Annotated in this window: 28 protein-coding genes; 16 read left to right on the top strand and 12 right to left on the bottom strand. The window is 67.8% G+C overall.

What is annotated here, in order from left to right; all coding sequences use genetic code 11:
* Window positions 1–68: 68 nt before the first annotated feature.
* Window positions 69–2,618: a chitobiase/beta-hexosaminidase C-terminal domain-containing protein gene (locus SK854_RS32495; RefSeq protein WP_319978947.1), complete on the bottom strand. Its 2,550-nt coding sequence runs from the start codon at window positions 2,616–2,618 to the stop codon at window positions 69–71.
* Window positions 2,619–2,766: 148 nt separating this feature from the next.
* On the opposite strand from SK854_RS32495, the gene SK854_RS32490 reads away from it, so the two are divergent.
* Window positions 2,767–3,609, top strand: coding sequence for a helix-turn-helix domain-containing protein (locus SK854_RS32490; protein ID WP_319978946.1), 843 nt, complete (start codon window positions 2,767–2,769; stop codon window positions 3,607–3,609).
* Complete coding sequence (locus SK854_RS32485; RefSeq protein WP_319978945.1) at window positions 3,581–3,763, top strand: DUF397 domain-containing protein; 183 nt, start codon at window positions 3,581–3,583, stop codon at window positions 3,761–3,763. The genes SK854_RS32490 and SK854_RS32485 overlap by 29 nt, the downstream gene beginning before the upstream one ends.
* Here the strand turns inward: SK854_RS32485 and SK854_RS32480 are convergent.
* The 4 genes from SK854_RS32480 to SK854_RS32465 are packed head-to-tail and all read right to left on the bottom strand — an operon-like array spanning window position 3,741 to window position 7,877.
* The gene (locus SK854_RS32480; protein ID WP_319978944.1) at window positions 3,741–5,405 is read right to left on the bottom strand and encodes an aminotransferase class V-fold PLP-dependent enzyme; all 1,665 of its coding nucleotides are present in this window, start codon (window positions 5,403–5,405) and stop codon (window positions 3,741–3,743) included. The genes SK854_RS32485 and SK854_RS32480 overlap by 23 nt on opposite strands.
* Window position 5,406: 1 nt before the next feature.
* Complete coding sequence (locus tag SK854_RS32475) at window positions 5,407–6,165, bottom strand: amino acid ABC transporter ATP-binding protein (protein ID WP_406601853.1); 759 nt, start codon at window positions 6,163–6,165, stop codon at window positions 5,407–5,409.
* A complete protein-coding gene (locus tag SK854_RS32470; protein ID WP_319978942.1) occupies window positions 6,152–6,985 on the bottom strand; it encodes an amino acid ABC transporter permease in 834 nt (277 codons plus the stop codon). The genes SK854_RS32475 and SK854_RS32470 overlap by 14 nt, the downstream gene beginning before the upstream one ends.
* On the bottom strand, window positions 6,975–7,877 hold the full coding sequence (locus SK854_RS32465) for an ABC transporter substrate-binding protein (protein ID WP_319978941.1): 903 nt from the start codon (window positions 7,875–7,877) through the stop codon (window positions 6,975–6,977). Before SK854_RS32465 ends, SK854_RS32470 begins: the two co-directional genes overlap by 11 nt.
* 134 nt (window positions 7,878–8,011) lie before the next feature.
* Between SK854_RS32465 and trxA the strand changes: the two genes are divergently transcribed.
* From trxA to SK854_RS32425, 8 genes are all read left to right on the top strand, one after another.
* Complete coding sequence (gene trxA / locus SK854_RS32460) at window positions 8,012–8,392, top strand: thioredoxin (protein ID WP_319978940.1); 381 nt, start codon at window positions 8,012–8,014, stop codon at window positions 8,390–8,392.
* Window positions 8,393–8,425: 33 nt separating this feature from the next.
* Window positions 8,426–8,815, top strand: a complete 390-nt coding sequence (locus SK854_RS32455; RefSeq protein WP_319978939.1) for a phage holin family protein — start codon at window positions 8,426–8,428, stop codon at window positions 8,813–8,815.
* Window positions 8,812–9,165, top strand: coding sequence for a DUF3618 domain-containing protein (locus SK854_RS32450; RefSeq protein ID WP_319978938.1), 354 nt, complete (start codon window positions 8,812–8,814; stop codon window positions 9,163–9,165). Before SK854_RS32455 ends, SK854_RS32450 begins: the two co-directional genes overlap by 4 nt.
* On the top strand, window positions 9,162–9,431 hold the full coding sequence (locus SK854_RS32445; RefSeq protein WP_319978937.1) for a DUF4235 domain-containing protein: 270 nt from the start codon (window positions 9,162–9,164) through the stop codon (window positions 9,429–9,431). Before SK854_RS32450 ends, SK854_RS32445 begins: the two co-directional genes overlap by 4 nt.
* 85 nt (window positions 9,432–9,516) lie before the next feature.
* Window positions 9,517–10,365, top strand: coding sequence for a chorismate transformation enzyme, FkbO/Hyg5 family (locus SK854_RS32440; protein WP_319978936.1), 849 nt, complete (start codon window positions 9,517–9,519; stop codon window positions 10,363–10,365).
* Between the two features lie 38 nt (window positions 10,366–10,403).
* Window positions 10,404–10,922 carry a VOC family protein gene (locus tag SK854_RS32435; protein WP_319978935.1) on the top strand — a complete coding sequence of 173 codons (519 nt, stop codon included), beginning with the start codon at window positions 10,404–10,406 and terminating at the stop codon, window positions 10,920–10,922.
* 13 nt (window positions 10,923–10,935) lie between these two features.
* Complete coding sequence (locus SK854_RS32430; protein ID WP_319978934.1) at window positions 10,936–12,024, top strand: S-(hydroxymethyl)mycothiol dehydrogenase; 1,089 nt, start codon at window positions 10,936–10,938, stop codon at window positions 12,022–12,024.
* Complete coding sequence (locus tag SK854_RS32425; protein WP_319978933.1) at window positions 12,024–12,623, top strand: MBL fold metallo-hydrolase; 600 nt, start codon at window positions 12,024–12,026, stop codon at window positions 12,621–12,623. The genes SK854_RS32430 and SK854_RS32425 overlap by 1 nt, the downstream gene beginning before the upstream one ends.
* On the opposite strand, the gene SK854_RS32420 is transcribed toward SK854_RS32425, so the two are convergent.
* A complete protein-coding gene (locus tag SK854_RS32420) occupies window positions 12,620–13,009 on the bottom strand; it encodes a hypothetical protein (protein ID WP_319978932.1) in 390 nt (129 codons plus the stop codon). The genes SK854_RS32425 and SK854_RS32420 overlap by 4 nt on opposite strands.
* A 2-nt stretch (window positions 13,010–13,011) precedes the next feature.
* A complete protein-coding gene (locus tag SK854_RS32415) occupies window positions 13,012–13,770 on the bottom strand; it encodes an enoyl-CoA hydratase/isomerase family protein (protein WP_319978931.1) in 759 nt (252 codons plus the stop codon).
* A 104-nt stretch (window positions 13,771–13,874) separates the two neighbouring features.
* Between SK854_RS32415 and SK854_RS32410 the strand changes: the two genes are divergently transcribed.
* The 3 genes from SK854_RS32410 (at window position 13,875) to SK854_RS32400 (ending at window position 17,210) form a co-directional block, all read left to right on the top strand.
* Window positions 13,875–14,843 carry a DUF2332 family protein gene (locus tag SK854_RS32410; protein WP_319978930.1) on the top strand — a complete coding sequence of 323 codons (969 nt, stop codon included), beginning with the start codon at window positions 13,875–13,877 and terminating at the stop codon, window positions 14,841–14,843.
* An 11-nt stretch (window positions 14,844–14,854) separates the two neighbouring features.
* Window positions 14,855–15,772 (top strand): hypothetical protein, encoded by a 918-nt coding sequence (locus SK854_RS32405; RefSeq protein ID WP_319978929.1) that lies wholly within the window; start codon window positions 14,855–14,857, stop codon window positions 15,770–15,772.
* A 70-nt stretch (window positions 15,773–15,842) separates the two neighbouring features.
* Window positions 15,843–17,210, top strand: a complete 1,368-nt coding sequence (locus SK854_RS32400) for a glycoside hydrolase family 28 protein (protein ID WP_319978928.1) — start codon at window positions 15,843–15,845, stop codon at window positions 17,208–17,210.
* On the opposite strand, the gene SK854_RS32395 is transcribed toward SK854_RS32400, so the two are convergent.
* Window positions 17,211–17,945 (bottom strand): SDR family oxidoreductase, encoded by a 735-nt coding sequence (locus SK854_RS32395; RefSeq protein WP_319978927.1) that lies wholly within the window; start codon window positions 17,943–17,945, stop codon window positions 17,211–17,213.
* Window positions 17,946–18,013: 68 nt separating this feature from the next.
* Here SK854_RS32395 and SK854_RS32390 point away from each other — a divergent pair, with 68 nt between their 5' ends.
* The gene (locus tag SK854_RS32390; protein WP_319978926.1) at window positions 18,014–18,796 is read left to right on the top strand and encodes a helix-turn-helix transcriptional regulator; all 783 of its coding nucleotides are present in this window, start codon (window positions 18,014–18,016) and stop codon (window positions 18,794–18,796) included.
* Here SK854_RS32390 and SK854_RS32385 read toward each other — a convergent pair.
* The gene (locus tag SK854_RS32385) at window positions 18,793–19,611 is read right to left on the bottom strand and encodes an esterase/lipase family protein (RefSeq protein ID WP_319978925.1); all 819 of its coding nucleotides are present in this window, start codon (window positions 19,609–19,611) and stop codon (window positions 18,793–18,795) included. The genes SK854_RS32390 and SK854_RS32385 overlap by 4 nt on opposite strands.
* Before the next feature lie 221 nt (window positions 19,612–19,832).
* On the opposite strand from SK854_RS32385, the gene SK854_RS32380 reads away from it, so the two are divergent.
* Together SK854_RS32380 and SK854_RS32375 are read left to right on the top strand one after the other, a co-directional pair.
* Entirely contained in the window at window positions 19,833–21,389 is a 1,557-nt protein-coding gene (locus SK854_RS32380; protein ID WP_319978924.1) for a WS/DGAT/MGAT family O-acyltransferase, read from the top strand.
* Window positions 21,390–21,517: 128 nt separating this feature from the next.
* A complete protein-coding gene (locus tag SK854_RS32375) occupies window positions 21,518–21,943 on the top strand; it encodes a hypothetical protein (protein WP_319978923.1) in 426 nt (141 codons plus the stop codon).
* Here SK854_RS32375 and SK854_RS32370 read toward each other — a convergent pair.
* From SK854_RS32370 to SK854_RS32360, 3 genes are read right to left on the bottom strand one after another with little or no spacing between them, the layout of a single operon-like run.
* Window positions 21,853–22,767 (bottom strand): alpha/beta fold hydrolase, encoded by a 915-nt coding sequence (locus tag SK854_RS32370; RefSeq protein WP_319978922.1) that lies wholly within the window; start codon window positions 22,765–22,767, stop codon window positions 21,853–21,855. The two genes, SK854_RS32375 and SK854_RS32370, sit on opposite strands and share 91 nt — an antisense overlap.
* A 46-nt stretch (window positions 22,768–22,813) precedes the next feature.
* Window positions 22,814–23,650 carry a hypothetical protein gene (locus tag SK854_RS32365; RefSeq protein WP_319978921.1) on the bottom strand — a complete coding sequence of 279 codons (837 nt, stop codon included), beginning with the start codon at window positions 23,648–23,650 and terminating at the stop codon, window positions 22,814–22,816.
* A complete protein-coding gene (locus SK854_RS32360; protein WP_319978920.1) occupies window positions 23,647–24,216 on the bottom strand; it encodes an RNA polymerase sigma factor in 570 nt (189 codons plus the stop codon). The genes SK854_RS32365 and SK854_RS32360 overlap by 4 nt, the downstream gene beginning before the upstream one ends.
* Window positions 24,217–24,241: the final 25 nt, after the last annotated feature.

Below are 24,241 nucleotides of genomic sequence, written 5' to 3'. Positions count from 1 at the left end.
ATCATATGTGGCGGCAGCGATACGGCCCGTCACCAGGAGGAGGTGACGGGCCGTACTTCAGAGCAGCACTACGGGTAGTTGACGACGTTCACCGGCACGGTGCCCGGCGGCGTCACCGCCCCCACGTCGTTGATCACGTGGGTGATCGTTCCCTGGTAGTTGAGCGACACGGTCAGCAGGTTGTGCATCCGGACGCCGGATCGGTTGGGCACCTCGAACGCGTGCTCCGCTCTCACCGACGGGTTGACGTTGAAGAAGCAGTAGCTGCCGAGCCCCCACGCCTCGTGCGTGGTGACGTTGTCCGCGACCTTGTAGGCCGCGTAGCCCGTCACCCCGTTGGGCGCGTTCCAGGCCGCCTGGTTCGGCACGTCGTACGGCATCTCGTTCTGGTAGAAGATGGTCCGTCCGCCGTTGCCGTTCCAGATGACCTGGTACTTCTGGTAGTGCTCGACGAACAGGCCGGTGGCCAGCACGTCGTTGCCGTTCACGACCAGGCCGGTGTCACCGATGGCCTCGTTCCAGCCCCAGGTGCCGGCGTTGCCGTGGTCGGCGCGCCAGATCCAGCTGTGGTCGATGATCGTGTTGTTGCTGTTGACGACGAGGCTGTTGGTGGCCTTGCCCGCGACCGCCCCGCCGACGCGGAAGAACACGTCCTGCAGCGTGGTCGGGTTGGACGCGTGCGAGGCAGAGGAGCCCGCGGGGCCGACGGTCAGCAGCGAGTTCGACAGCGTGGTGCCGGCGTCGAACAGGATGCCCTTGATCCGCACGCCGTCGACGTCCGCGACCTGCATCGCGGTGACGCCGTTCTGCGGCACGATCGTCGCGTAGCCGATGCCCAGCACGACGGTGTTGGGCCGCGTGATGTTGATCGTCTGGTTGACGTTGTAGATGCCGGGCGTGAAGAACAGGTTGCAGCCCTGACCCAGCGCCGCGTTGATCGTCGCGGCGGTGTCGCCGGACTTCACGACGTAGAACTGACTCATCGGCAACGACGTGCCGGGCGTGCCGCCGTTGATCCACGACGCACCGGAAGCGTTGGTGCGCAGGGAAGGCAGGAACACGCGGTACTGGCTGCCGTCGAGGTAGAGGTAGGGCACGTCGCGCGAGATCGGCGTCGTCGCGAGGTTCGTCGACGGCGGGCTCGGGAACGTGTTCGCGGGTGCGCCCGGCGTTCCGGAGAACACCATGTTCCACACGCCGCCGTTCCAGCTGCCGTAGTTCGTGTCCCGCGTGTACCACTGCTGCTGCGAGACCGACGCCGTCTGACCGGACACGCGGCTGTCAGCCGTGTAGCCGCCGGACGCGAACCCGTAGCTCGCCGGGTAGAGCGCCAGGTTGCCGCGGATGTCCATGCGGCGGAACGGCGCGGCCTGCGCGACCGCCCACCGGTTGGTGCCGCTGGCCGGGTTGACGGCCATGTTCTCGGCGGAGCGCCAGAAGTTCTGCAGCGCCACGCCCTTGTCGGACTCGTTGAACGCGTCCACGGTGATGTCACCGTTGATCAGCACGTCACCGGGGTTGCGGCCGAGACCCGAGACGGACGTGTAGTAGCCGACGTCGTCGTGGATGCCGTTGTAGGTGCCGGGCTTGAACAGGTGCGCGACCCGCCGGGGCGCCATCTGCGCGGTCAGCGTGTCCTTCTGGTTGTTGAAGTCGATGTCGAGCTGCGTCTGGATGCTCGTCGCCGACATGCTCGGGTCGAAGATGCGCGTGTTCGGCCCGAAGTTCGGGTTGTCGGACTGCGTACAACCCTGCTGCGTGCCGATCGTGTAGGTCGCGCTGGCCACGGCCGAGTTCGCGAGCCCCGACTTGATGCCGATCGCGTTGATGGTCCTGTTGCTGGGCACCGAGATCGGCCCGCTGTACAGGGTCGACGACGAGGTCGGCGTCGAGCCGTCCACTGTGTACCGGATCGTGGAGCCGGAGGTCGCGGTGGAGATCGTCACCGTCTGCGCGGACGCGTAGGCGCCGCCCGGCGGACTGAAAGTCGGCGTCGCGACCGGCGTGCCGATCACGTACGACGCGCTGCCGACCGACGAGTTCGCCTGACCCGACTTGATACCAATCGCGTTGATGGTCCTGTTGCTGGGCACCGAGATCGGGCCGCTGTACAGGGTCGACGACGAGGTCGGCGTCGAGCCGTCGATCGTGTAGCGGATCGTCGCGCCGGACGTGGCGGTCGAGATCGTCACCGTCTGTGCGGTCGAGTACGTACCGCCAGGCGGGCTGAACGTCGGCGTCGCGACGGGTTGCGGCGCGCTGTTGTGCGTGTAGCTGAAGTGCGGGGTGTCGTACTGCGGCCCGGATTTCTCGTAGGTGAACCAGTAGTCGATCACCGTGCCGGACGACAGCGACCCGACGGTCTTCTGCCAGGTCCCGGCGTTGTTGGTCATCCGGAAGTTCTGCTGCGATTGGCCGGAGATCAGGTAGTGCACGTCGACGTAGACAGCAGGGGTCGTCGGCGTGAAGTTGATCCGGGCTTGAGTCGCGTCGATCGCGGTCACGTTCTGCGTGTAGTCGTCGGCCGCGTACGCGGCCTCGACCGTCGCCAATGACGACAGGGCAATCGCTACGGCGGCCAGTCCGCGCCGCCATCTCACCTTTGAGAGCGCTCTCACACCTGGAACGGTAAAGCCGAGATGGCAACGAGGGAAGACGCAAGTTACGGGAAAGCTGAGTGGCTCCAGCGGGACCCGATCCGGACCGGGACTGTTTTCACCCGAACGAGCAGCTGATTGTATTGAATACAACCCATAGCGTCGGTGTATGACTGCATCCACCGCGTACAGCCGGGATCTGGGTGACGAACTCCGGCGCCTCCGCGAGACCTGCACGGGCTTCGTCGGCAACAAGATGGCCGAGAAGCTGGGCTGGGACCCGAGCAAGGTCTCAACGGTAGAGCATGGCAGGGCGAAGGCCAGCGAGGTCGACCTCATCCAGTACTTGTCCATGTGCGGCAAGGACATCGACTTCATCAACGACTTCAAGCGCCGCTACCAGTACGCCTTCGAAGAGTACATCGTGCAGGTGTCCGACAACCTCAGGGCGATGGTGCGGGCGGAGGCGACCGCCGTCACGATCATGAGCTACGACGCGCTGGCGATGCCCGGATTGACGCAGTCACCCGAGTACGCAGACGGCATCTACCGCATGACCGGGCTGGTCACCGAAGAGCGGATTCCGAACCTCGTCCAGTATCGGATCGAGCGCCAGGCGATCCTGCGCCGACACGATCGGCCGACTTGCGTGTTCTACATCCATGAGCATGCGCTGGACCGCCAGGTCGGCAGCGCCGCGGTCATGGAGGATCAGTACGCCCGGCTGTTGTTCAACACGCACACCGTCAGGATCGTGCCCAAGGACGCGCCGATCGTCGCATCCAGCTTCGTGCTCTGGGAGTTCGAGAAGGCGAGGTCGCTCGTCTTCAGCGAGACGATTCACGCGAACGTCTTCGTGGAAGATCCGGGTGCCATCGCGCGCACCCGACTCCTCTTCGACCGCCTGGATCAGGTCGCCTTGAGTGCGGAACAATCGCGGAGCAAGCTGGCGGACTACGTCAGCCCACCGCGAGAGGACTTCGATGACTCAGGACCGCACTTGGCGTACTAGCAGCTACAGCGGTGGAGCCGAGGACAGCAACTGCGTTGAAGTGTCGCTGTCTCACAACGCCCTCGTCCGGGACTCGAAGAACGCGGGTGGCGACGTCCTCGCGTTCTCGGTCCCCGCCTGGCAGAACCTGCTCAGGTCCCTCGGTTCTCGTTGAGGTAGTTGTAGATCGTGTAGCGGGTGACCTCCAGGACGCCCGCCAGGTGGTCGACCGAGTCGCGGATGAGGAAGAAGCCCGCCTCGTCCAGCACTCGGACGACCTGCGACTTGTGCACCTTCTTCATCAGCTCGACGGGCACGCCCACGTCGGCGATCGCCTTCTCGACCAGCACGCGCTGAAGCGTGTCCACGTCCTGCGGAAACGACTCCACGGGCCCGGAAGCCTCGTGCGCCGCGAGTTTGTTGACGCACAGGCAGCCCACGGCCACGCCGGCCGCGTCGCGCACGAAGGTCGTCGACGACCAGATCGCGCGGCCGTCCGGGGCGTAGGTCTCGTAGCCGGGCATGTCGGTGGTCGTGCCGCGCCGGACGAGGCCCAGCAACAGGTCCGTCATCGGACCGCCCACCTGGCGGCCGGTCAGCGAACCGGCGATCGCGATGATCGAGTTCGGCAGCCTGGACAGGTCGTGCACGACGACCTCGGTGTCCGGGCCCAGGGCCGAGGCGAGGCTGTCGATGGTCGGCACCAGCGCCGACAGCGCGGCCGGGATCGGGGAGGAAGCCGAGGCGGACAACGACTTCAGGGCGGCGCGCAGGCGTTCCAACGTTGCCCGCGACGTGGTGGCGTGGGGCGACAGGCGGACGTGCTCGGGGCGGACGGTGGCGGTGATTCCGAAGGCGTTCAACGCCTCCCCGACCACCGAAGCGGCTTCGGGCATGGTGAAGGCGAGGATGCCGGCGCGGCGTTCGCGGGCGGACACGATCTTGCCGCCGCTCGACAGCACGATCTCCTCGACCTCCGCGACGATCTCGCTCACCGCCGAGTCCAGCGAGGAAACGCCTGCCAGCTCGACGAGTTCCAGCGCTTCCGCGAAGGCGCCGGACACGACCGGCGAGAGGTTCGTGATGTTCCAGGAGGCGGCGTCCGGGGCGGCGGTGTGCACCGAGTCGTCGAACAGGCCCGCGTCCACGGCGCCGGTCCAGCCCGACAAGACAGGCGACAGGCGTTCCAGCGCACGGTCCGACAGCACGACGAAACCGGTGCTCCAGCCCGCCCGCAGCCACTTCTGCCCACCGACGACCAGCACGTCGGCCAGTTCCCACGGTTCGTCGACGACGCCGAAGCCCTGGATGCCGTCCACGATCAGCAGGCGGTCGCCGACGACCTCGCGCAACGTCGCCAGGTCCGCGCGGTAGCCGGTGCGGAAGTCCACAGAGGACACCGACAGCGCGGAAACGTCACCAGTCAGACGGGTTGCGACGGCCGCGGGATGCACGGGACCGTCCAACACCACTGACGGAAGTCCCGCCCGCACCCACGGATAGGTGTTGGACGGGAACTCCGCCGCGGAGTACATGACCGTGCCCGACAGGCCGAAGGCCGCCTGGAACAGGCCGATCGACGTGTTCGGCACCAGAGCCACGTGGTCGGTGTCGGTGCGGCACAACCGCGCGACGGCGGCCTTCACCCGTTGTTCCTCGCGCATCAGCGTGTCCACAGTGGACGGCCCGGCGAGGGACGCTTGTTCCATCAGGCGCGAGGTGGCCGTCACCACCGCCAGGGACGGTGGGCCGAAGCGGGCGAAGTCGAGATACCCCTCCGGTTCGCGGAACTGGGCGAGGTACGGGGCGTCGATCAACTCAGAGCACCTTTGCGAGGAACTGTTGCGTGCGCGGCTGCTGCGGATTGTCCAGCACGTCGGCCGGCGTGCCGCTCTCCACCACGGCGCCGTCGACGAGGAACACCACGCGGTCGGCGACCGAGCGGGCGAAGCCGATCTCGTGAGTGACCACGATCATCGTCATGCCGTCGCGGGCGAGCGAGGTCATGACGTCGAGCACCTCGCCGACCAGCTCCGGGTCCAACGCGGACGTGGGCTCGTCGAACAGCATCAGCTTGGGCTTCATCGCCAGAGCACGGGCGATCGCAACACGTTGTTGCTGCCCACCCGAGAGCTGCCCGGGGTAGGCGGAAGCCTTCTCGGACAGTCCCACCCTTTCCAGCAGCGCCAACGCCTCCGCGCGCACCTCGGCCCGGCCGCGTCCGAGGACCTGGACCGGGCCCTCCATGATGTTCTCCAGCGCCGTGCGGTGCGGGAACAGGTTGAACCGCTGGAACACCATGCCGACGTCGCGCCGCTGGTGGGCCGCGTCGCGTTCGCGCAGTTCGTAGAGCTTCCCGCCCGCGGCACGGAACCCGACGGGCACGCCGTCGACCCAGATCCGGCCGGCGTCGATGGTCTCCAGGTGGTTCACGCAACGCAGGAACGTCGACTTGCCCGCGCCCGACGGCCCGAGCAGGCAGACGACCTCGCCGCGCTCGACCTCCAGGTCGATGCCCTTGAGCACCTCGGTGTGGCCGAACGACTTGCGGACCCCAATCGCCTCAACGAGGGCCATAAGCACGCTCCAGGTAGTGCTGCCCGATCGACGCGACGGACACCATCACGAGGTACCAGGCCGCGGCGGCGAACAGGGTCTCCATGATCTCCAGGTTGCGCGAGGAGATGTTGTTCGCGGCGTGGATGAGCTCCAGGAAGGCGATCACCGACGCCATCGAGGTGCCCTTGATCATGTTGATGAAGTTGTTGCCGGTCGGCGGGATGATCACGCGCATCGCCTGTGGCAGAACGACTCGGCGCAACGTCGTCAGCGGTGTCATGCCGATCGACTTGGCCGCCTCGGTCTGGCCCTCGTCGACGCTGCTCAGGCCCGCGCGGACGATCTCGGCCATGTAGGCGCTCTCGTTGAGCCCCAGGCCGAGCAGCGCCGCGACGAACGCGGTCATGACCACGTTGGTGGGCACGGAGAACACCATCGGGATGCTGATGTTCTGGAACACCAGCGCGAGGTTGAACCAGATCAGGATCTGCAGCAGCACCGGCAGCCCGCGGAACAGCCAGATGTAGCCGACCGCGAACCACCGCGCGACGGGGTTCGCCGACAGCCGCATCAACGCGATGATCACGCCGAGCACGATCGCGCCGCCCTGCGCGGCCAGAGCCAGCACGATGGTGTTGAGCAGGCCTTCGAGCATCACGGGGTGCGTGAAGAACCCCGGCACGTCCTCCCACTGGATCTGCGCCTCGGCCATCGCCCAGCCGAGCCCGCCGATGACCAGGAGGATCACCGCGCCGCTGAACCACCGCCAGGGGTGGCGCAGCGGCACGACGGTGAGCTCCCCCTGCTGGAGCTCACTGGTCTGGAGATCACTTGCCATTGATCGCGGCCTTCGTGATCGCACCCTGCTTGATGTCCCAGGTGGTGACGATCTTCTCGTAGGTGCCGTCGTCGATCAGGGACTGGAGCGCGCCCTTGATCGCCTCGGACAGCTTGGCGTTCTTCTTCGCGACGCCGATGCCGTACGGGCCACCGTTGATCGGTGCGAGCGGCACGACCTCGAAGTACTGGCCGTCACCAGCGGTCTTCGCGACGTAGACGGCGGTCGGCAGGTCGTTGAGGATCGCGGCGACGCGGCCGGTGCGCAGCTGGTTCTGGTTGCCGGTGTCGCTGTCGGTGACGCTCAACGTCACCTCGGGCTTGCCGGCGGCCACGCACTTGGCGCTCTGCTCCTTGCCGAACTGCTCCTGCGAGCTGCCCAGGTTCACCGCGATGCCCTTGCCGCACAGGTCGTCGGGCCCCTTGACGCCCTGCGGGTTGCCCTTCTGCACCATGATCGTGATGCCGGAGGTGAAGTAGTCGACGAAGTCGATCTTCTGCTGGCGCTCGGCGGTGTCGTTCATCGCGGCCATCGTCACGTCGACGCGGCCGGTCTCCAGGCTGGTGATCAGCGAGCTGAACGCCATGTCGCTGTGCTCGGCCTTGAGCCCGAGCTTCGCGGAGATCGCCTTGATCAGGTCGACCTCCGACCCCAGCGGCGTCTTGCCGTCCTGGTCGTAGAAGTTGTTCGGCGGGTTCTGGATGTTCGACCCCACCTTCAGCGTGCCGGCCGAGGCGATCTCGGGCGGCAGCAGCGCGGCGAGCGCGTCGTCCTTCTTGACCGAGCCCAGGTCGGACGACGGAGGCGTGGACGTCTGAGCGGGGTCAGACGTGGACCCGCAGGCGGCGAGCCCCAGTACGAGCAGCGAGGTCACGAGCAGGCGCGGCTTCATGGCGGGGACCGTACAACGTCCAGTTGAAGACGTCCACAAAAAGTTGAAAGCAGGCGTGACCGGGAGCACGCGGGGAATTCCACCGGCCTCTGCTCCGTTGGATCGGGTGCCCCCAGCGAACGAGGAGGACCAACATGGCGACGGTCGAGCTGACCAAGGAGAACTTCGACGAGGTGGTCGGTGACTCCGACGGCTCCGGCATCGTCCTGGTCGACTTCTGGGCCGAGTGGTGCGGCCCGTGCCGCGCGTTCGGACCGACCTACGAGGCCGCGTCGGACAAGAACGAGGACATCGTGTTCGGCAAGGTCGACACGGAGGCGCAGCAGGAGCTCGCGGCCACGTTCGGCATCCGGTCGATCCCGACGTTGATGATCGTGCGCGAAGGCGTCGTGCTGTTCTCGCAGCCCGGCGCGCTGCCCGCACCCGCGCTGAACGACCTGATCCAGCAGGCGCGCGAAGTGAACATGGAAGAGGTCCACGCGAAGGTCGCGGAGGCACAGGCCCAGCAGGGCTGATTGGTCTACCGCACCTGTGGGTACCTGACGTGCATGAACACCGACACGTCGACCGCACAGCTGGTCCACCAGCTGTCCGAGCAGGTGAGCAGGCTAGCGCGCGATGAGATCCGTCTCGCTGTCGCGGAGCTGAAGGACAAGGGCAAGCACGCCGGTGTCGGCGCCGGGATGTTCGGCGCGGCCGGCGTGTTCGCGTGGTGGGGCGGGCTCAGCGTCGTCGCGGGCCTGATCCTGCTGCTGGCACTCGTAGTACCGCCGTGGGCGGCCGCGTTGATCGTCGCGGCCGCCCTTCTGCTGTTCGCGGGCATCTTCGCCCTCGTGGGCAAGGGCCAGGTCAAGCAGGCGGCGCCCCCGGTGCCGAGGCAGGCGATGGACAACGTCCAGCAGGACATCGCGACGATCAAGGAGAAGGCGCACCGATGAGCGACCCCAAGGAAGAGCTGCAGCGCGACGTCGAACGCACCCGGCGTGAGCTGGGCGAGACGGTGGAAGCGTTGGCGCACAAGGTGGATGTTCCCGGCCGGGTCAAGGAGCAGGCACACGAGACGGCCGAGCGGGTGAAGGGACAGGCCCAGGAGACGGCTGTCCGGGTGAAGGAGCAGGCGCACGAGACGGTCGCGAAGATGACCGCCGCCACCAACCAGGCGGTCGACTCGCTGCCCGAACCCGTCGCCGTCCAGGTCGAGAAGGCCCGTCGCCACCCCGGCGCCATGGCAGCGGCTCTGATCGCGCTCATCGTCGCGATCTGGGCGATCTCGAGGAGGAACCGATGAAACTCCTGTACCGCCCGCTGGGAATGTTGATCGGTGCGCTGGGAGGCTTCCTCGCCACCGCGATCTTCGGTCAGATCTGGAAACTCGTGGCGGGCGACAAGGAAGCGCCGAGTGCCACCATGCGCAACCGCGCCTGGACCGAGGTGCTGATGGCCGCGGCCATCCAGGGCGCCATCTTCGGCCTGGTCAAAGCCGCCATCGACCGCGGCGGCGCCAAGGGCTTTCAGAAGCTGACGGGCGAATGGCCCGGCGACGAAGAGGATTGAGCACCACTCAGTCCAATCAAGACGAATGAGTGCGCACGAGCCGACGGCGTCCTAATCTGGCCCGGTCCCCTGGGAAAGGCCAGTGATGACTCGTCGGTTGCGGTCTCGTGCGCTGTCTTCGACGTTCGAGCCGCTCACCGCCGTTCCGGACGACCCGGCCCGTTCGCGGCTGGGTGTCGTCAAGTTCGCCGGCACGTCCTTCAACCCCGTGGTGAGGGCCGGGTGTCCGGAACTGACGGTGCACCTGGCCGACGAGGGCCGTGGCTTCGCGGAGGTCTGGACGAGCGCGCACGGCGTGGAATCCGGTGAGCACAAGGCGATCGCCTATGCGCACGACGGCGAGTACCTGTTCTGCGCCGGACGGATCCCGCCGTGCGACGAGCACACCTACGCCGGCCGGCTGGCGTTCCGCGCGGCACTGGAACTGGCCGGCAAGCTCGGCTACCACCACGTCTTCCGGATGTGGAACTACCTGCAGGACCTGAACCCTCAAACCTACCGCGAGTTCCTGCTGGGCCAGGCGGAGGCGTTCGCGCGGCGGCCGGTGACGTGGAGCGGCCTGACCGCGGCCACGGTCGTCGGCTCGCTCGGCGGCGGCATCGCGTTCCACTTCCTGGCCTGCCGGACGGGCGAGCCGGTCACGATCATCTCCCCCAGCGGCGCTCGCGGCGTCTACGCGCACGGGCGGCTGTACTTCTCGGCTCCTTCGCTCGACGACGCCGAGGAGCTGATGAGCGCGGCGAACCTCGCCCAGTGGGGTGTCGACGACGGGTTCGGGCTGCACGACGTGTCGTCGTTGAAGATCTACGCCCGGCAACCGGGTGATCTTTCCCAGGTCGAGACCCGCCTGAATCCCGCGACCTCGGTGGCGTTCCTGCAGGCCACCCTGCTCGCCCGGGCCGACGCGGTGGAGTTCGAGGGCATCGCCGGATAGGCCTGCGGACGTTTGAATCCTCAACTACTCTGACGCGCATGCCACAGCCAGAGGGTGATGACCTCGCCGCGATCCGGGCCAAGCGCGACGAGCTGCGCAAGAAGTACGTGAAGCCACTCGCCGAACGGGGCGGGTCGCCCACGCAGGGCGTTCACCACATCGCGTTGATCTGCAAGGACGTCGAGGAGACCATCCGGTTCTACCAGGAGTTCCTCGGCTTCCCGCTGGTCGAGCTGGTGGAGAACCGCGACTACAACGGCTCCAGCCACTTCTTCTTCGACCTCGGGGCCAAGAACCTGCTGGGGTTCTTCGACTTCCCCGGCCACGACCACCCGCCGTTCTCCGAGACGATCGGCGCCGTTCAGCACCTCGCCCTGTCGACCTCCCCCGAGCGGTTCGACGAGATCAAGTCCAAGCTGGACGAGGCGGGGATCGAGTACCTGGGCCCCGACCGCGGCGTCGAGGACAGCCTGTACATCCGCGACCCCAACGGTGTAGGGATTGAGTTCTACCGGGAAGAACTCGGCGAGTTCGAAGGCACGACACTGATCAACTGAGGACGGAGTCGCAGTGGCGCAAGAGGTCAAGGGCATCGTCGCCCGGGGCAAGGGACAACCGGTGGAACTGACCTCGGTGCTGGTGCCCGATCCCGGCCCCGGCGAGGCAGTGGTGAAGATCCAGGCGTGCGGCGTCTGCCACACCGACCTGCACTACCGCGAGGGCGGCATCAACGACGACTTCCCGTTCCTGCTGGGCCACGAGGCCGCGGGCGTCGTGGAGTCGGTCGGCGAAGGTGTTTCAGACTTGGCGCCCGGCGACTTCGTCGTGCTGAACTGGCGCGCCGTCTGCGGCACGTGCCGCGCCTGTCGTCGCGGCAAGCCCTGGTACTGCTTCTCGACGTTCAACGCGTCGCAGCCGATGACGTTGGCCGACGGCACGAAACTCTCGCCCGCGCTGGGCATCGGCGCGTTCGTGGAGAAGACTCTGGTCCACTCCGGACAGTGCACGAAGGTCGACCCGTCCGCCCGCGCCGCCGCTGTCGGCCTGCTGGGCTGCGGCGTGATGGCCGGCGTCGGTGCCGCGATGAACACGGGTGGCGTGGGCCGCGGCGACTCGGTGGCCGTGATCGGCTGCGGCGGTGTCGGTGACGGCGCCATCGCGGGCGCCCGCATCGCCGGCGCCGCGAAGATCATTGCGGTGGACACCGACCCGCAGAAGCTGGAGTGGGCCAAGGGTTTCGGCGCCACGCACACCATCAACGCACGCGAGGTCGACGACGTCGTCGTCGCCATCCAGGACCTGACGGACTCGTTCGGCGCGGACGTCGTGATCGACGCGGTCGGCCGTCCCGAGACGTGGAAGCAGGCGTTCTACGCCCGCGACCTCGCCGGAACCGTTGTCCTGGTGGGCGTTCCGACGCCGGACATGCAGCTGGAGATGCCGCTGATCGACTTCTTCTCGCGCGGCGGCGCGCTGAAGTCCTCGTGGTACGGCGACTGCCTGCCCACGCGCGACTTCCCGATGCTGGTGGACCTGTACCAGCAGGGCCGCTTCGACCTGGACGCGTTCGTCAGCGAGGAGATCCCCCTGGACGGCGTCGAGGGCGCGTTCGAGAAGATGCACCGCGGCGAGGTTCTGCGATCGGTCGTGGTGTTCTGATGGCCCTTCGCGTTGATCACACCGTCACGTCCGGCACCTTCTCGCTGGACGGCGAGACTTTCGACGTCGACAACAACGTCTGGGTCATCGGCGATTCCAATGAGTGCGTTGTCATCGACGCACCGCACGACGTGGACGCGATCCTCAAAGCAGTCGACGGCCGCAAGGTCGTCGCGATCCTGCTCACCCACGCGCACGACGACCACGTCCGGGTCGCGCCGGATCTGGCGCACGCGACCGGCGCGCCGATGGCGTTGCACCAGGACGACCACATCGTGTGGTCGCTGACGCACACCGGCGTGATCCCGCACCAGGCGCTGGAAGACGGCCAGGTGCTCACGGTGGCCGGCGAGGAGATCCACGTGCTGCACACGCCGGGGCACTCGCCTGGCGCCGTGTGCTTCTACGTGCCGTCGCTGGGCGCGGTGTTCACGGGCGACACGCTGTTCCAGGGCGGGCCTGGGGCGACCGGGCGGTCGTTCTCGGACCGGCCGACGATCGAGGCGTCGATCCGGGAGAAACTGCTGACGCTGCCCGGCGAGACCGTGGTGCACACCGGGCACGGCGCGGACACCACGATCGCCGCTGAGGTGTTCTAGTTCGAGAAGACGATGTCGACAGACTCGGGGTACTCGACCGAGTCCGTCAGCACGTAGAACGCGTTCGGGCCCCGCTCAAGGTAGAAAGTCATCGTCACCGTGTCCTCCGGGTCGCGCAGCATGAACTTCCCGCGCGAGAGAACCAAGACACCGGAGAAGTACGGCAGCGTCGCGCAGCCGGGCTCGGGTTCACCTCGCCACACCCGCACGGTGACCATCCCGTCCACCGACGGAATGACGCTGAAGATGACGGAGTCGTCCTCCACGTCGTAGAGCACCTCCGCCGGGTTCCACGAGTCGTGCCGCAACCCCGCCGGCTGTTCGTCCTCCAGCAGCAGACAGCCGTGATCGGCCGCCGCGGTGAAGGCCCCCATCAGTTCACCCATGGCTAGAACCTGGGCGGCCGCTTCTCCAGGAACGCCGTCACGCCCTCGGCGTAGTCGGCGCTGGAGGCGGCCTCCGCGTACAGCGCGCGCACGAAGTCGTCCTCGTGCCCGCCGTCCGTGATCGAGTTGATGATCTTCTTGGCGCCCCGCACGGACACCTGCGCGCGCCCCGCGATCTGTTCGGAGAGTTCCTTCACGCGGGCGTCCAAGGACTCGACGACCTCGTTCACGAGGCCGATCCGCAACGCCGTGGCCGAGTCGATCAGATCGGCGGAGAACAGGATCTGCTTCGCCCAGGCCGGGCCCACCGCGTCGACCAACGCCTTCGTGGACGTGAAGTTGTAAACGATGCCGAGTTTCGCGGGCGTGATGCCGAATCGGGCTTCCGAAGATGCCACCCGAATGTCGCAGGCGAGAGCGATCTCGCAGCCTCCGCCGACGCAGAAACCGGAAATCGCGGCAATCGTGGGTTTGTCCAGCTGGGCAATGGCGCGTTCACCGTTGTGCACCGCCTCGCCGTAGTGGGCGGCGCCCTCGGCACCCCGGCGCAACGTCGAGAACTCGGCGATGTCGGCGCCCGCGGAGAAGTGGTCGCCGCCCCGGATCACCAGTGCGCGGATGCTCTCATCTGCGGAAACTTGAGCCAGGAGTCCTGGTATGGCCGACCACATCTCGTACGACATCGCGTTGCGCTTGGCCGGGCGGTTGATCGTCAACGTGGCGACCGGACCGGCCGCGGACAGCTCCAGGAACTCGCTCACCCGCCGCACGATACCTACCGCCTTCTGACGGCTCGCGCGGTCTCAGCTGGGTGGTAATGCGTTCACCTCCTTGTAAGGTCCCTCTGCCGGGGAGGGGAGGAAACGTGACCGCGGCCGCCATCGGCGCTTCCACGCTGCGCACGCTCGCGGTGCGGTTGCGCACCAGTGCGCCGGTGTCCGCGCGCATCCTCTCCGAACTCGCCAGCGAACTCGACCGGGGCGGTCCCGTGGCGGACCTGCTGTGCTCGCACAGCGCCGTGCACAGCCCGCTGTTCGGCATCCAGGCGCTCGCGGGCGTGCGGTTGCTGATGTTGTCGGGCAAGGCGCCGGAACTCAGTCAGCGGTTCGCCAGCGCGCACGCGGCGGCAATGGCCGGGGAGTCCGATTCCACGGCTCTGCTGGCGTGGCTGGCGGCACGGCGCGCGATCGTCGAGAACGCGGGCGAGATCCTGGCCGCGCTGGACCGGACGGTGCAGCAGCACCAGCCGAAGACGGCCGGGTTCCTGCTCCGCGGGCTCACGATGATCGGGGCGCCGAAGGTCCGGCTGCTCGAACTCGGCGCGTGCGCCGGGCTGAACCTCATCCTCGACCACTACCGCTGGTTCGGACTCGGCTGGGAGTGGGGCGACAAGGACTCGCCGGTGCGGCTGGCCGCGGTCGGGCCGCAGCCGCCGAACCTGGAGATCGTCGACAGGGCCGGCTGCGACCTGCAGCCACGCGACCCCGCCGATCCCAAGCACGCGATGATCCTGCACTCGTTCATCCCGCCCGAGCACGACGCGTTGCGGTGGGACCTCGACGACGCCATCGAACTGGCCGCCAAGGTCGGCGTGAAGGTCGCGCGCTCCCCCGCCGGACGGTGGTTGCGCGAGAACCTCGTGCCGCCAGAAGAACGCGGCACGTACACGGTGATCTGGCACAGCTCGTTCTGGGCGTACCTGACCGAGGACGAGCGCCACGAGATCGAGACGACGCTGACCGCCGCGGCGGGTTCGATGCCACTCGCGCGCGTTGCCTACGAGTCAACGGACTTTCGCTCAAACCCCCGCCTGACGGTCACCATCTACAGCTAATCTCCGGCGTCGTGAAAACGATCCGTGCCTCCCTGCTGGCCATCGCTCTCTTCACCACGGCCCTCACCGCGCCCGCCCACGCCGCGGTCTCGGACCACGACCTGGCACTGCACTGGGCGCCGGTCCACCACCAGGACACCGACGACTCGAACGCAGACGCCGATTATCTGTCCACTGTGGACTTCGACGGCGACTGGAACACGCTGAACAACTGGGAGAACCAGACCCAGCTCGCGAAACTCACCGGCGCCGCGTACTACTCGGTGGTCGAGACGTCCACCCACTGGTTCCTCGTCTACAGCTTCTTCCACCCGCGCGACTGGGACGACCAGCCCGACCCGTTCAGCACCAGGACGCACGAGAACGACCTGGAGGGCACCCTGTTCGTCGTCCGCAAGGACGCCGGGTTCGGCCGGCTCGAAGCCGCGGTCACAGTGGCGCACAGCGACTTCTACTCCTACGTGCCCGCCGGGTCGCCGTACCAGAACGGGTCGGAGACCATCGACGGCACGCTGTTGCTGGTCAACGGCCGTCCCGCCACGTTCCAGGAAGCCAAGGGACATGGCCTCTATCGCTGGAGCGGCAGCGACTTCCCCGGCGGCGACGGCGTGATCTACCAGCCCGCCGCCACCGGCGAGGTGCCGTCAGGTGGCAACGACCGCAGCGTCGGCTACCGCCTGGTGAACTCCCTCGACACCAACGGGATGTGGGCGCGCCGCACCAACGCGGAGACCTACTCGTCGTTCGGCACCTTCCGCGGTGACAACGGCAAGGACAACGCCGCCAACGCGCCGTGGGGCTGGGACGACCAGAACGACGGCGCGATCTATCGCGGCTACCTGGCCACCGACCCGGCCCTGGTGATCGACAAGTACTTCAGCAACAAGGGCGCCTTCAGCCTCACCTACACGCGCAACGCCTTCCGCTGACCCACCGCAAACGTTTACAGTCTTTCTGTAACACACCGCCGCCGTCACGCCTCCCACCGGAAGAGGACGCATGGACGGCAGGATCAACCGCAGGCTGCTGATGAAGTCCACCGTCATGGCCGCGGTCGCCACACCGGTCCTGACAGCGACCGCGCTCGCGGTCGCTGTCCCCGCACTGCCCTGGCCGGCCGCCAACGAGATCGTGCGGAACACGAAACTCCCGTCGTTCCCGGACCGAAATTTCGACGCGACGGCCTACGGCGCCAAGGGCGACAACAAGACCGACAACACCGACGCGTTCAAGAAGGCCATCGCCGCCTGCAACGCCGCGGGCGGCGGGCACGTGATCGTTCCCAAGGGCACCTACGTCACGGGCGCGATCCACCTGCTGAGCAACGTCGACTTCCACCTGGAGGACGGCGTGCTGCTCAAGTTCTCCGGCGACGCCTCGAAGTTCCCGACGGTGCTCACGCGCTACGAGGGCATCGAGTGCATGAACCGCTCCCCCATGATCTACGCGCACAGGCAGAGCAACATCGCCATCACCGGCAAGGGCACGCTCGACGCGGGCGCCACCGGCGGCTGGAACAAGGGCAGCGACCGCTCGTACCTGGAGTCGTTGGTGGCCAAGGGAACCCCGCCCGACAAGCGCGTGGTTCCCGGCTCCGGCAAGAACATGCGCTCGACGTTCATCGAGCCCTACGACTGCGACACGGTGCTGATCCAGGGCCTCACGCTGAAGAACCCCAAGTTCTGGCAGATCCATCCCACGCTCTGCAAGAACGTCACGGTCGACGACGTGCACACCGACCCGACCACGTCCGCCAACAACACCGACGCGGTAGACCCGGAGTCGTGCGACCACGTCGTGATCTCCAACAGCGACCTCGGCGCGCACGACGACAACGTGGCGATCAAGTCGGGCCGCGACGAGGACGGCCGCAGGATCAACGTGCCGTGCCAGAACATCGTCGTCGTCAACTGCCGCATGAACGGCAACTGGGGCGCCATCACGTGCGGCTCCGAGCAGACCGGCGGCATCCGCAACGTCTATGGCTACCGGCTGACCTGCGTCAACGCCACCAAGTTCGCCCTGTACGTCAAGTCGAACACCCGACGCGGCGGCTTCTCCCAGAACATCAACCTGGACAGCGTGTCGGGCGTCTTCGGGCGCGCGTTCGTCTACGTCACCACGACCTACAACTCGCAGACGGGCAGCAACGTGCCGAGGTTCGGCCCGTTCTCCGTCTCGAACTCCAGCTGCACCAAGGCTTCCAAGGTCCTCGACGTCTCCGGCCTCGCACAGGAGCACGTCAAGGGCCTCGACCTGCGCGACTCGAAGTTCAACGGCCTCGACAGCACCACCAACACCGTCAAGAACGTCGACGGCCTGAAGTTCACCAACGTCACCGGCAACGGAAAGCCGATGACCAAATAACTATGCCTGGGCAGTCGGCCGCACGGCGATCTCGTTCACGTCGACGTCGGCCGGCTGCTCGATCGCGAACGCGATGGCGCGGGCGATCGCGTCGGGCGGGATCGCGATCTCGTCCCGCATGCCCGCGATCCGTTCCCGCACAGCGGTGTTGCTCGACGCCTCCGCGAAATCGGTGTGCACGAAACCCGGATACACCGTGGTCACCCGCACCGAAGGACCCGCTTCCTGGCGCAGGCCCTCGCAGATCGACCGGACCGCGACCTTGGTGCCCGCGTAGACCGCCATGGCCGGCACGACGTTGAACGCGGCCGTGGAGGCGGTGGTGACGAAGTGCCCGGACTGCTGTTCCCGGAACACCGGAAGTGCCGCCGCGATGCCGTGCAGCACGCCCTTGATGTTCACGTCGACCATCTCGTCCCATTCGTCGACGCGCAGGTCGTCCAGCGGTGAGATCGGGCCGACCCCAGCGTTGCCGACGAGCACGTCGAGCCGCCCGAACCGCTCGCGGGCCAGTGTCACCAACGAGTGCAGGTCTTCGCGGCGGGTCACGTCGGTGCGCGTGTGCACGGCCGTGCCGCCGGCCTTCTCGATCCTGGCCACGAGGTCCGCGAGACGCTCCGACCGGCGTGCTCCGAGCACGAGGCGCGCGCCCCGTTCCGCGAGCAGCAGAGCGGTCGCCTCCCCGATCCCGCTGCTGGCGCCGGTGATCGCCACAACCTTGTCCTTGATTGCCATGACCCCAGACTGCGTTAGCCTCAGCCTGGTATCCAGAGCCCCTTTATTCTGGTACTGGAGGTGCCAGCATGCGGAGAACGGCCGATCAGCGGCACGAACTGGGCGCGTTCCTGCGCAGCCGGCGGGAGCGGCTCACCCCGGCCGAGGCGGGCCTGCCGCGCACGGGCCGGCGCCGGACCCCCGGCCTGCGCCGGGAGGAACTCGCGGTGCTCGCCGGGATCAGCGCCACCTGGTACACGTACCTGGAACAGGGCCGCGACGTGCAGGCGTCCGACCAGGTGCTCGGCGCGCTCGCCTCCGCCCTCGGGCTCGATCCGTCCGAAAAGGACCATCTGCTCCGGCTCGCGGGCCACACCAGGCCGCACACCCTGGAAGCAGAACCGTTGGCCGCCGAAGTGGCTGCCGTACCGGGGTTTCTGGACCCGCACCCGGCGTTCATCATCGGCGCCACCTACGACGTGCTCAGCCACAACGAGGCGGCGGCCGAGCTCTTTCCCGGCCTGCGCAAGGAGAAACCGAGCTTCGCGCGCTGGGTGTTCACCGATCCGGAGTCGCGGCACGTCCTGATCGACTGGGAACTGGAGGCCCGCGGCCTGCTCGCCCGGCTGCGCGCGCTCGCCGGCCAGCACCCCTCCGACGAGCGGTTCACCCGGCTGATCGACGACCTGCACGAGGCCAGCCAGGAGGTGCGCTCCTGGTGGCCCCACTACGACGTGCAGCCCCGGCACGGCGGCCGGAAACGCTTGCGGCATCCCGGACTCGGGCCGCTCGACTACGCCTACACGGCCTTCCACCTCGCCGAGCGACCCGACCAGACGCTGGTCGTCTACTCGGACGAACGGCCCTGCTAGGCCGCGCGCGGGTACAGGCGGGCCATCCCGGGCGGCGCGGCGAAGGGCGCCCACGTGCCCTCCGCCTGTGCAAGCCGGTCAGCGACGACCCACAGAACGCTGGAGTTGAAGCCATATCCCAGGTGTGAGGACGACACCTGGACGTTCTCCTTGCGCTGTCCCGGTTCCTCGACGCACGACTCCCACGAGACGATGCCGTCGGTCTTGGAGTAGATCGACGTGGCGGGCACCGGGATCGGCGGCCGCGTCGACTCCAGCGGCGGGAACTCGTCCTTCGGGATGTGCAGCCGGGAGAACAACGCGAACGCGGGCATTGCCCGTGACTGCACGGGATCGCTCATGTTGTACGGCGAACCCATGGTGATCACCTGGCGGACGCGGTGCGGGTGGTCGCGCGCCATCTCGCGCGCGAAGATCCCGCCCAGCGACCAGCCGACGATGGAGATGGGGCCGCCGTGGGCGTCCGAAACCTTCTTCACCAAGGCGTGCATGCCGTCCACGGCCTTGCGCGTCGGCCCGATGTTGCGGCCCAGGCCCCACGGATTCACCTGATAGCCCAAACCGGACAGGAAACGGCGCAGCATCACCGTGGACGAGTCGGCGGCACCGAGGCCGGGAAAGACCAGGACCGGGTGGCCGTCACCGGACGGCGCGCCGCGCAACATCGAGCGCGTGGCCACGAACTCGCTGACGTCGAGCGCGCAGCGGGTGGGCTCGGTGAGGTACCAGAACAGGCCGGGCGCACTGCCTCTGACGAGGTGGAGGGGCGAAACAGCAGGCACTTCGAAGACTTCGTCCGAAGGTACGGCAGACATAGGAGCCTCCCCACACGTCGACAACCCCGAGCCGGCGCCCTGGGCAGCGTTGCCCAGTGAGTCCATGATGTTTCGTGAACGATCTTTTCGCCAGTACTTTCGAGTCTCGATTTGCCACGTCCAGGTAACACGTCGGCAACTTCACAGGTGTGCACTGCCTCTCACCTGCATGGACGTCGATTGAGACGCTCCGGTCCTCTACTCTTTTTCAAGTGGATCGGATGAGCTCTCTGGACGCCAGTTTCTACTTCATCGAGGACGAGAACGTGCCCATGCACGTCGGTTCCGTCCTGGTTTTCGACGGGCCGGCCCCGTCCTACGGCGACGTGATCCGCCTCTTCCTGGCGCGCATGGACCAGGTGCCCCGCTACCGGCAGAAGGTGAAGGCGCTGCCGTTCCACGTCGGTCGTCCGGTCTGGGTCGACGACGACCACTTCAACATCCTCTACCACGTGCGCCACACCGCGGTGCCGTCGCCGGGCGGGGAGGACCAGCTGCGCAACCTCGCCGGCCGGCTCTTCGCGCAGAAGCTCGACGACAAGAAGCCGTTGTGGGAGGCCTGGCTGGTCGAGGGCCTCGAAGGCGGCCGCTGGGCGATCATCTCCAAGGTCCACCACTGCATGATCGACGGAGTGTCCGGTTCGGACATGCTGCAGCTCATCCTCGACTTCAAGAAGGAAAGCGTCCTTCCGGAGCCGAAGGAGTGGAAGCCGCAGCCGCAGCCGTCCACGCTCGATCTGGTCATCGACGGTGTCCGCGACGCCGTGGTGACGCCGGTGCAGCACCTGTCCGCGTTGCCCGCCGTGGCGCGGAACGTGCGATCGCTCAGCGAGATCATGGACTTCGGCAAGACCGTTCTCGGTTCTCTTCCCGGTACGGCGAAGCGTTTGGTGACGCGCGCGGCGACCTCTTTGAACGGTCCGATCGGACCGCACCGCCGCTGGGTGTGGGCGCGGGCGAATCTGGCTGAGATCAAACAGATTCGCACTGCCGCGGGTGGCACCGTCAACGACGTCATCCTCACGGCGATCACGCGTGGTTTCCGGGATCTGCTGGAGAAGCGCGGCGAGCTGACCGAGGGCATGGTCGTGCGGACCATGGTTCCCGTGTCGATGCGGAAGTCCGACCAGCACAACGAGCTGAACAACCGCGTCAGCGCCGTGCTGGTGAACCTGCCCGTGGGCGAGGCGGACCCGGTGAAGCGCCTCGCGTCGATCCGCGCGCAGATGGACGATCTGAAGAGCTCGCGCCAGGCCGCGGGCGCCGACGTCATCACGAACCTGTCGAACTTCGCCGCGCCGACGCTGATGGCGCTGGGGTCGCGGACCGCGATGCGGTTCCCGCAGCAGATCCTGCAGACCGTCACCACGAACGTCCCCGGCCCGCGCATCCCGCTCTACATGCTCGGCCGGCCGCTGGTGGAGATGTTCCCGTACGTGCCGATCGCCTCCACGATCCGGATCACCGTCGGCATCTTCTCCTACCTCGACAGGTTCACCTTCGGCATCAACGCCGACTTCGACGGTGTGCCGGACGTCCAGCTGCTCGCGGACGGCATCCGCGCCGGTTTCGACGAGATGGTCGCGCTGGCCGCCGAGGCGGCGGAGAGGGCGGAGACCGCCCAGAAGATCGTCGACGCCGCGCCGGCCGCCAAGCCTGCCGTCGCCAAGCCCGCCCCCGCCAAGCCGGCGGCGAAGAAGCCCGCTCCCAAGCCTCGTGCCCCGCGGGCGACGACCAAGTCCTCCACCAACGGTGCGAAGCCGGAGACGACGGCCTGAGACACGATCTGACGGTTCAGGCGGGCGAACACGACCTGAACCTGACCGTAGTAGGACTCGACGCACGGCTGGGCGCCCTCGGACTGGCGCTCGGTCAGGTCGACGACGTCCGCATCGAGCTGGAGGACGTGCGGTGGTCGCGCTGGCGTGCTCGCCGCGCGACCGTCGTGTGCCGGGACGTGCACGTGAACCCGCCCGCGGTCCTGGTGTCGTCGCCCGTCGAGTTCCGGGTCGAAGTGGACTTCGCGGACATTCCGGAGTTACAACCGGTCAGTTGGTTCCCGTTGACCGTCCAGTTGGTCGGCTCGGAACTGCACGTGCGGCTGCACAAGTGGCTGCCCGCACGCGTCTTCGCGGTGCCGGAACTGCCGCGCGGCATCCAGCTGACAGGCGTCGAGCAGTTCGACGACCACTTCGTGCTGACCGGAGCCGCCCCCGTGCTGCGGGAGCGGCTCACCCTGGGTCAGCTCGCGGACGTGCTCAGGCGGTTGGCGTCCATCCAGTCCAGGACCCGCTCGGACACGACCCCGGGGATCTCCATCTGGGGCACGTGACCGACGTTCGCGTACTCGTCGTAGCGCCAGTGCGGGTATTTCCGGGCCACGAACCGGGCGGAGGCGACGTTGACGAGCCGGTCGCGATCGCCGCTCATGAGGAACACCGGCACGCGGACCTTGGACATCGCCGCGTGGTAGGCGCCGCGCTTGGAGATCGTGAACACGACGCTGCGCGCGGCCTCGATGAACGCCTTGTCCAGTCCCTCGACCTTGGCGCGCTCGCCGATCAGGTGCTCGCTGGCCTGCTTGAGCTCTTCGGGGATGCCCGACGGGTCCGCGCAGACCATCTCCAGCAGGCGTTCGACCTGACGACGGGCCGGGACGGTCTTCGACCTGGCCAGGAACCGTTCGCCGAGGCCCGGCACGGAGTACATGAAGAACGTGCCGAGCATCGTCGGGTCCGGCCGCGTCCCGAGCACCATCGGCAGCGCGGGGTCGACCAGCACGAGGCCCCTGACCAGTTCGGCGTCGTAGGCGGCCTGGAAGAGCGAGATCAGCCCGCCCATCGAGTTGCCGACCAGGATCACCGGCTCCCCCACGACCTCGCGCAGGAACCGGCCCAGCAGCCTCGTGTTGGCCTGAACCGTGGTCTGCCGGCCCTCCGGGTTGGTCAGGCCGTGCCCGGCGAGGTCGACGGCCGTGACGCGGGCCTTCTTCGCGAGCAACGGCGCCAGCAGCACCCAGTTGAGGTGCGAGCCGCCGAGGCCGTGCACGAGGACGATGCGGGGCCCGTCCGCCGGTCCGCCGAAGTCGACCCAGTGCACGGGCCCGCCGAGGTCCGCGTGGTGGCTGGTGCCGCCGAAGTTCGCCACAGTCGTCATACCAACCAGTATGTCGCTTGACCGTACTGATCGGTAGCCGCCTGGGTCACTTCCACGGCGACGCGGGCCGGCACTGGTCCCGGGTCTTGCGCTTGTCGCCGTAGACGACCTCACCGGTGGCGGGGTCGAAGAAGCACTCCTTCAGCAGGTCGGAACTGGTGCCGAGCAGGGTGCCCCCGGCGTCGTAGGCACGCACGACGGGGTCGGGGACGCCCTGGGGGATGACCCAGGACTGCGAGTAGTACATGCGGAGGGCGTACGTGCCGTTGGCGATCTTGGCGTCGACCGTGTTGCCGTCGGCGGTGACCGTCACGCGGGCGACCTTCGAGTCGATCCGGCCGACCGCCTCGCGGTAGCCGGGTGTCCCGGCGTACGCCGGGCCGAGGTGCATGCCTCCGGCGGTCGCGCCGCCGCCTTCGACGGAGAAGTGCCCCGGCAGCAGCGCGACGGCACGCTTCCCGAAGCCCGCCCGGTAGTCCTTGCCGCCGGAGCCGATCGAGCAGAGCAGCACCTCCTTGTCCGTGTAGAGCAAGGCCCATCGCGTCTGCTCGTCCAGCAGCTGGTGCAGCTTCGCCCTGCCCTGCATGCCCGCGGCCTTCGTGCAGCCCGTCTCGATCGCCTCGACCGCCTCCTGCGGCACCCCGAAGCCGGCGGACGGTGTCGCCGGTGACGTGGTGATCTGGACTGCCGGCACCGGCAAGCTCGGGGTGGGCCTGAGCACCACGATTCCGGCGGTGACGACGGCGACGGCAGCCGCGGCGGCGAGGATCGGGACGGCGAGCCGCCGGGACCCGCGCCGGGTGGCCGCGCGTTCGACCTCGGCGCGGATGCGCGCCTGGCGACCGGGCGGCAGGTCGCGGGTGGGCGGAAGCATGCTGGTCATCGGTCCTCCCCGGTGTGCACGAGCTCCCGGTGCTGCTGGAGCTTCGACTTCGCCTTGCTGACCCGCGCCCGCACGCTGCCCTCGGTGATGCCGAGCACCGCCGCCGCGTCCGCGTACGACACCCCCGACCACACGCACAGCGCGAGCGCCTCACGTTCGTTGCGCGGCAGCCCCGCCACGGCGTCGAGCAGGTCCTTCATCTGCCGCTGGTCGTCGAGGCGCTCCGCGACCCGGTCCGCGTGGTCGGGCACCGGCCGTTCCTCGCCGACGCGCCGCAGGTTCTTCAGCCGTCGGGTGAGGGAGCGCTGCTCGTTGCGCACGACGTTCGTCGCGACCGTGAGCAGCCACGGCAGTGCCGACTCGCGCTCCAGCCGCACGTCGTCGCGCTTGCGCCAGGCCAGCAGGAACGTGGCCTGCAGGTGGTCCTCCGCCTCCGCCCAGGAGGCGGTCAGCCGGAAGCAGTGGTTGTAGACCGCCTTCGCGTGCCGGTCGAACAGCACTCCGAAGGCGTGCGCACTGCCCCCAGCGGCCTGCGACCACAACGCTCGGTCGTCTTCGGTCGTCATGTCTGTTCGTGTCCGCTCGCGACAG

It is taken from the genome of Lentzea sokolovensis (assembly GCF_033949975.1).
In the GTDB taxonomy this organism is placed as follows: domain Bacteria; phylum Actinomycetota; class Actinomycetes; order Mycobacteriales; family Pseudonocardiaceae; genus Lentzea; species Lentzea sokolovensis.
This window is presented reverse-complemented; position numbering and strand designations above follow the sequence as displayed.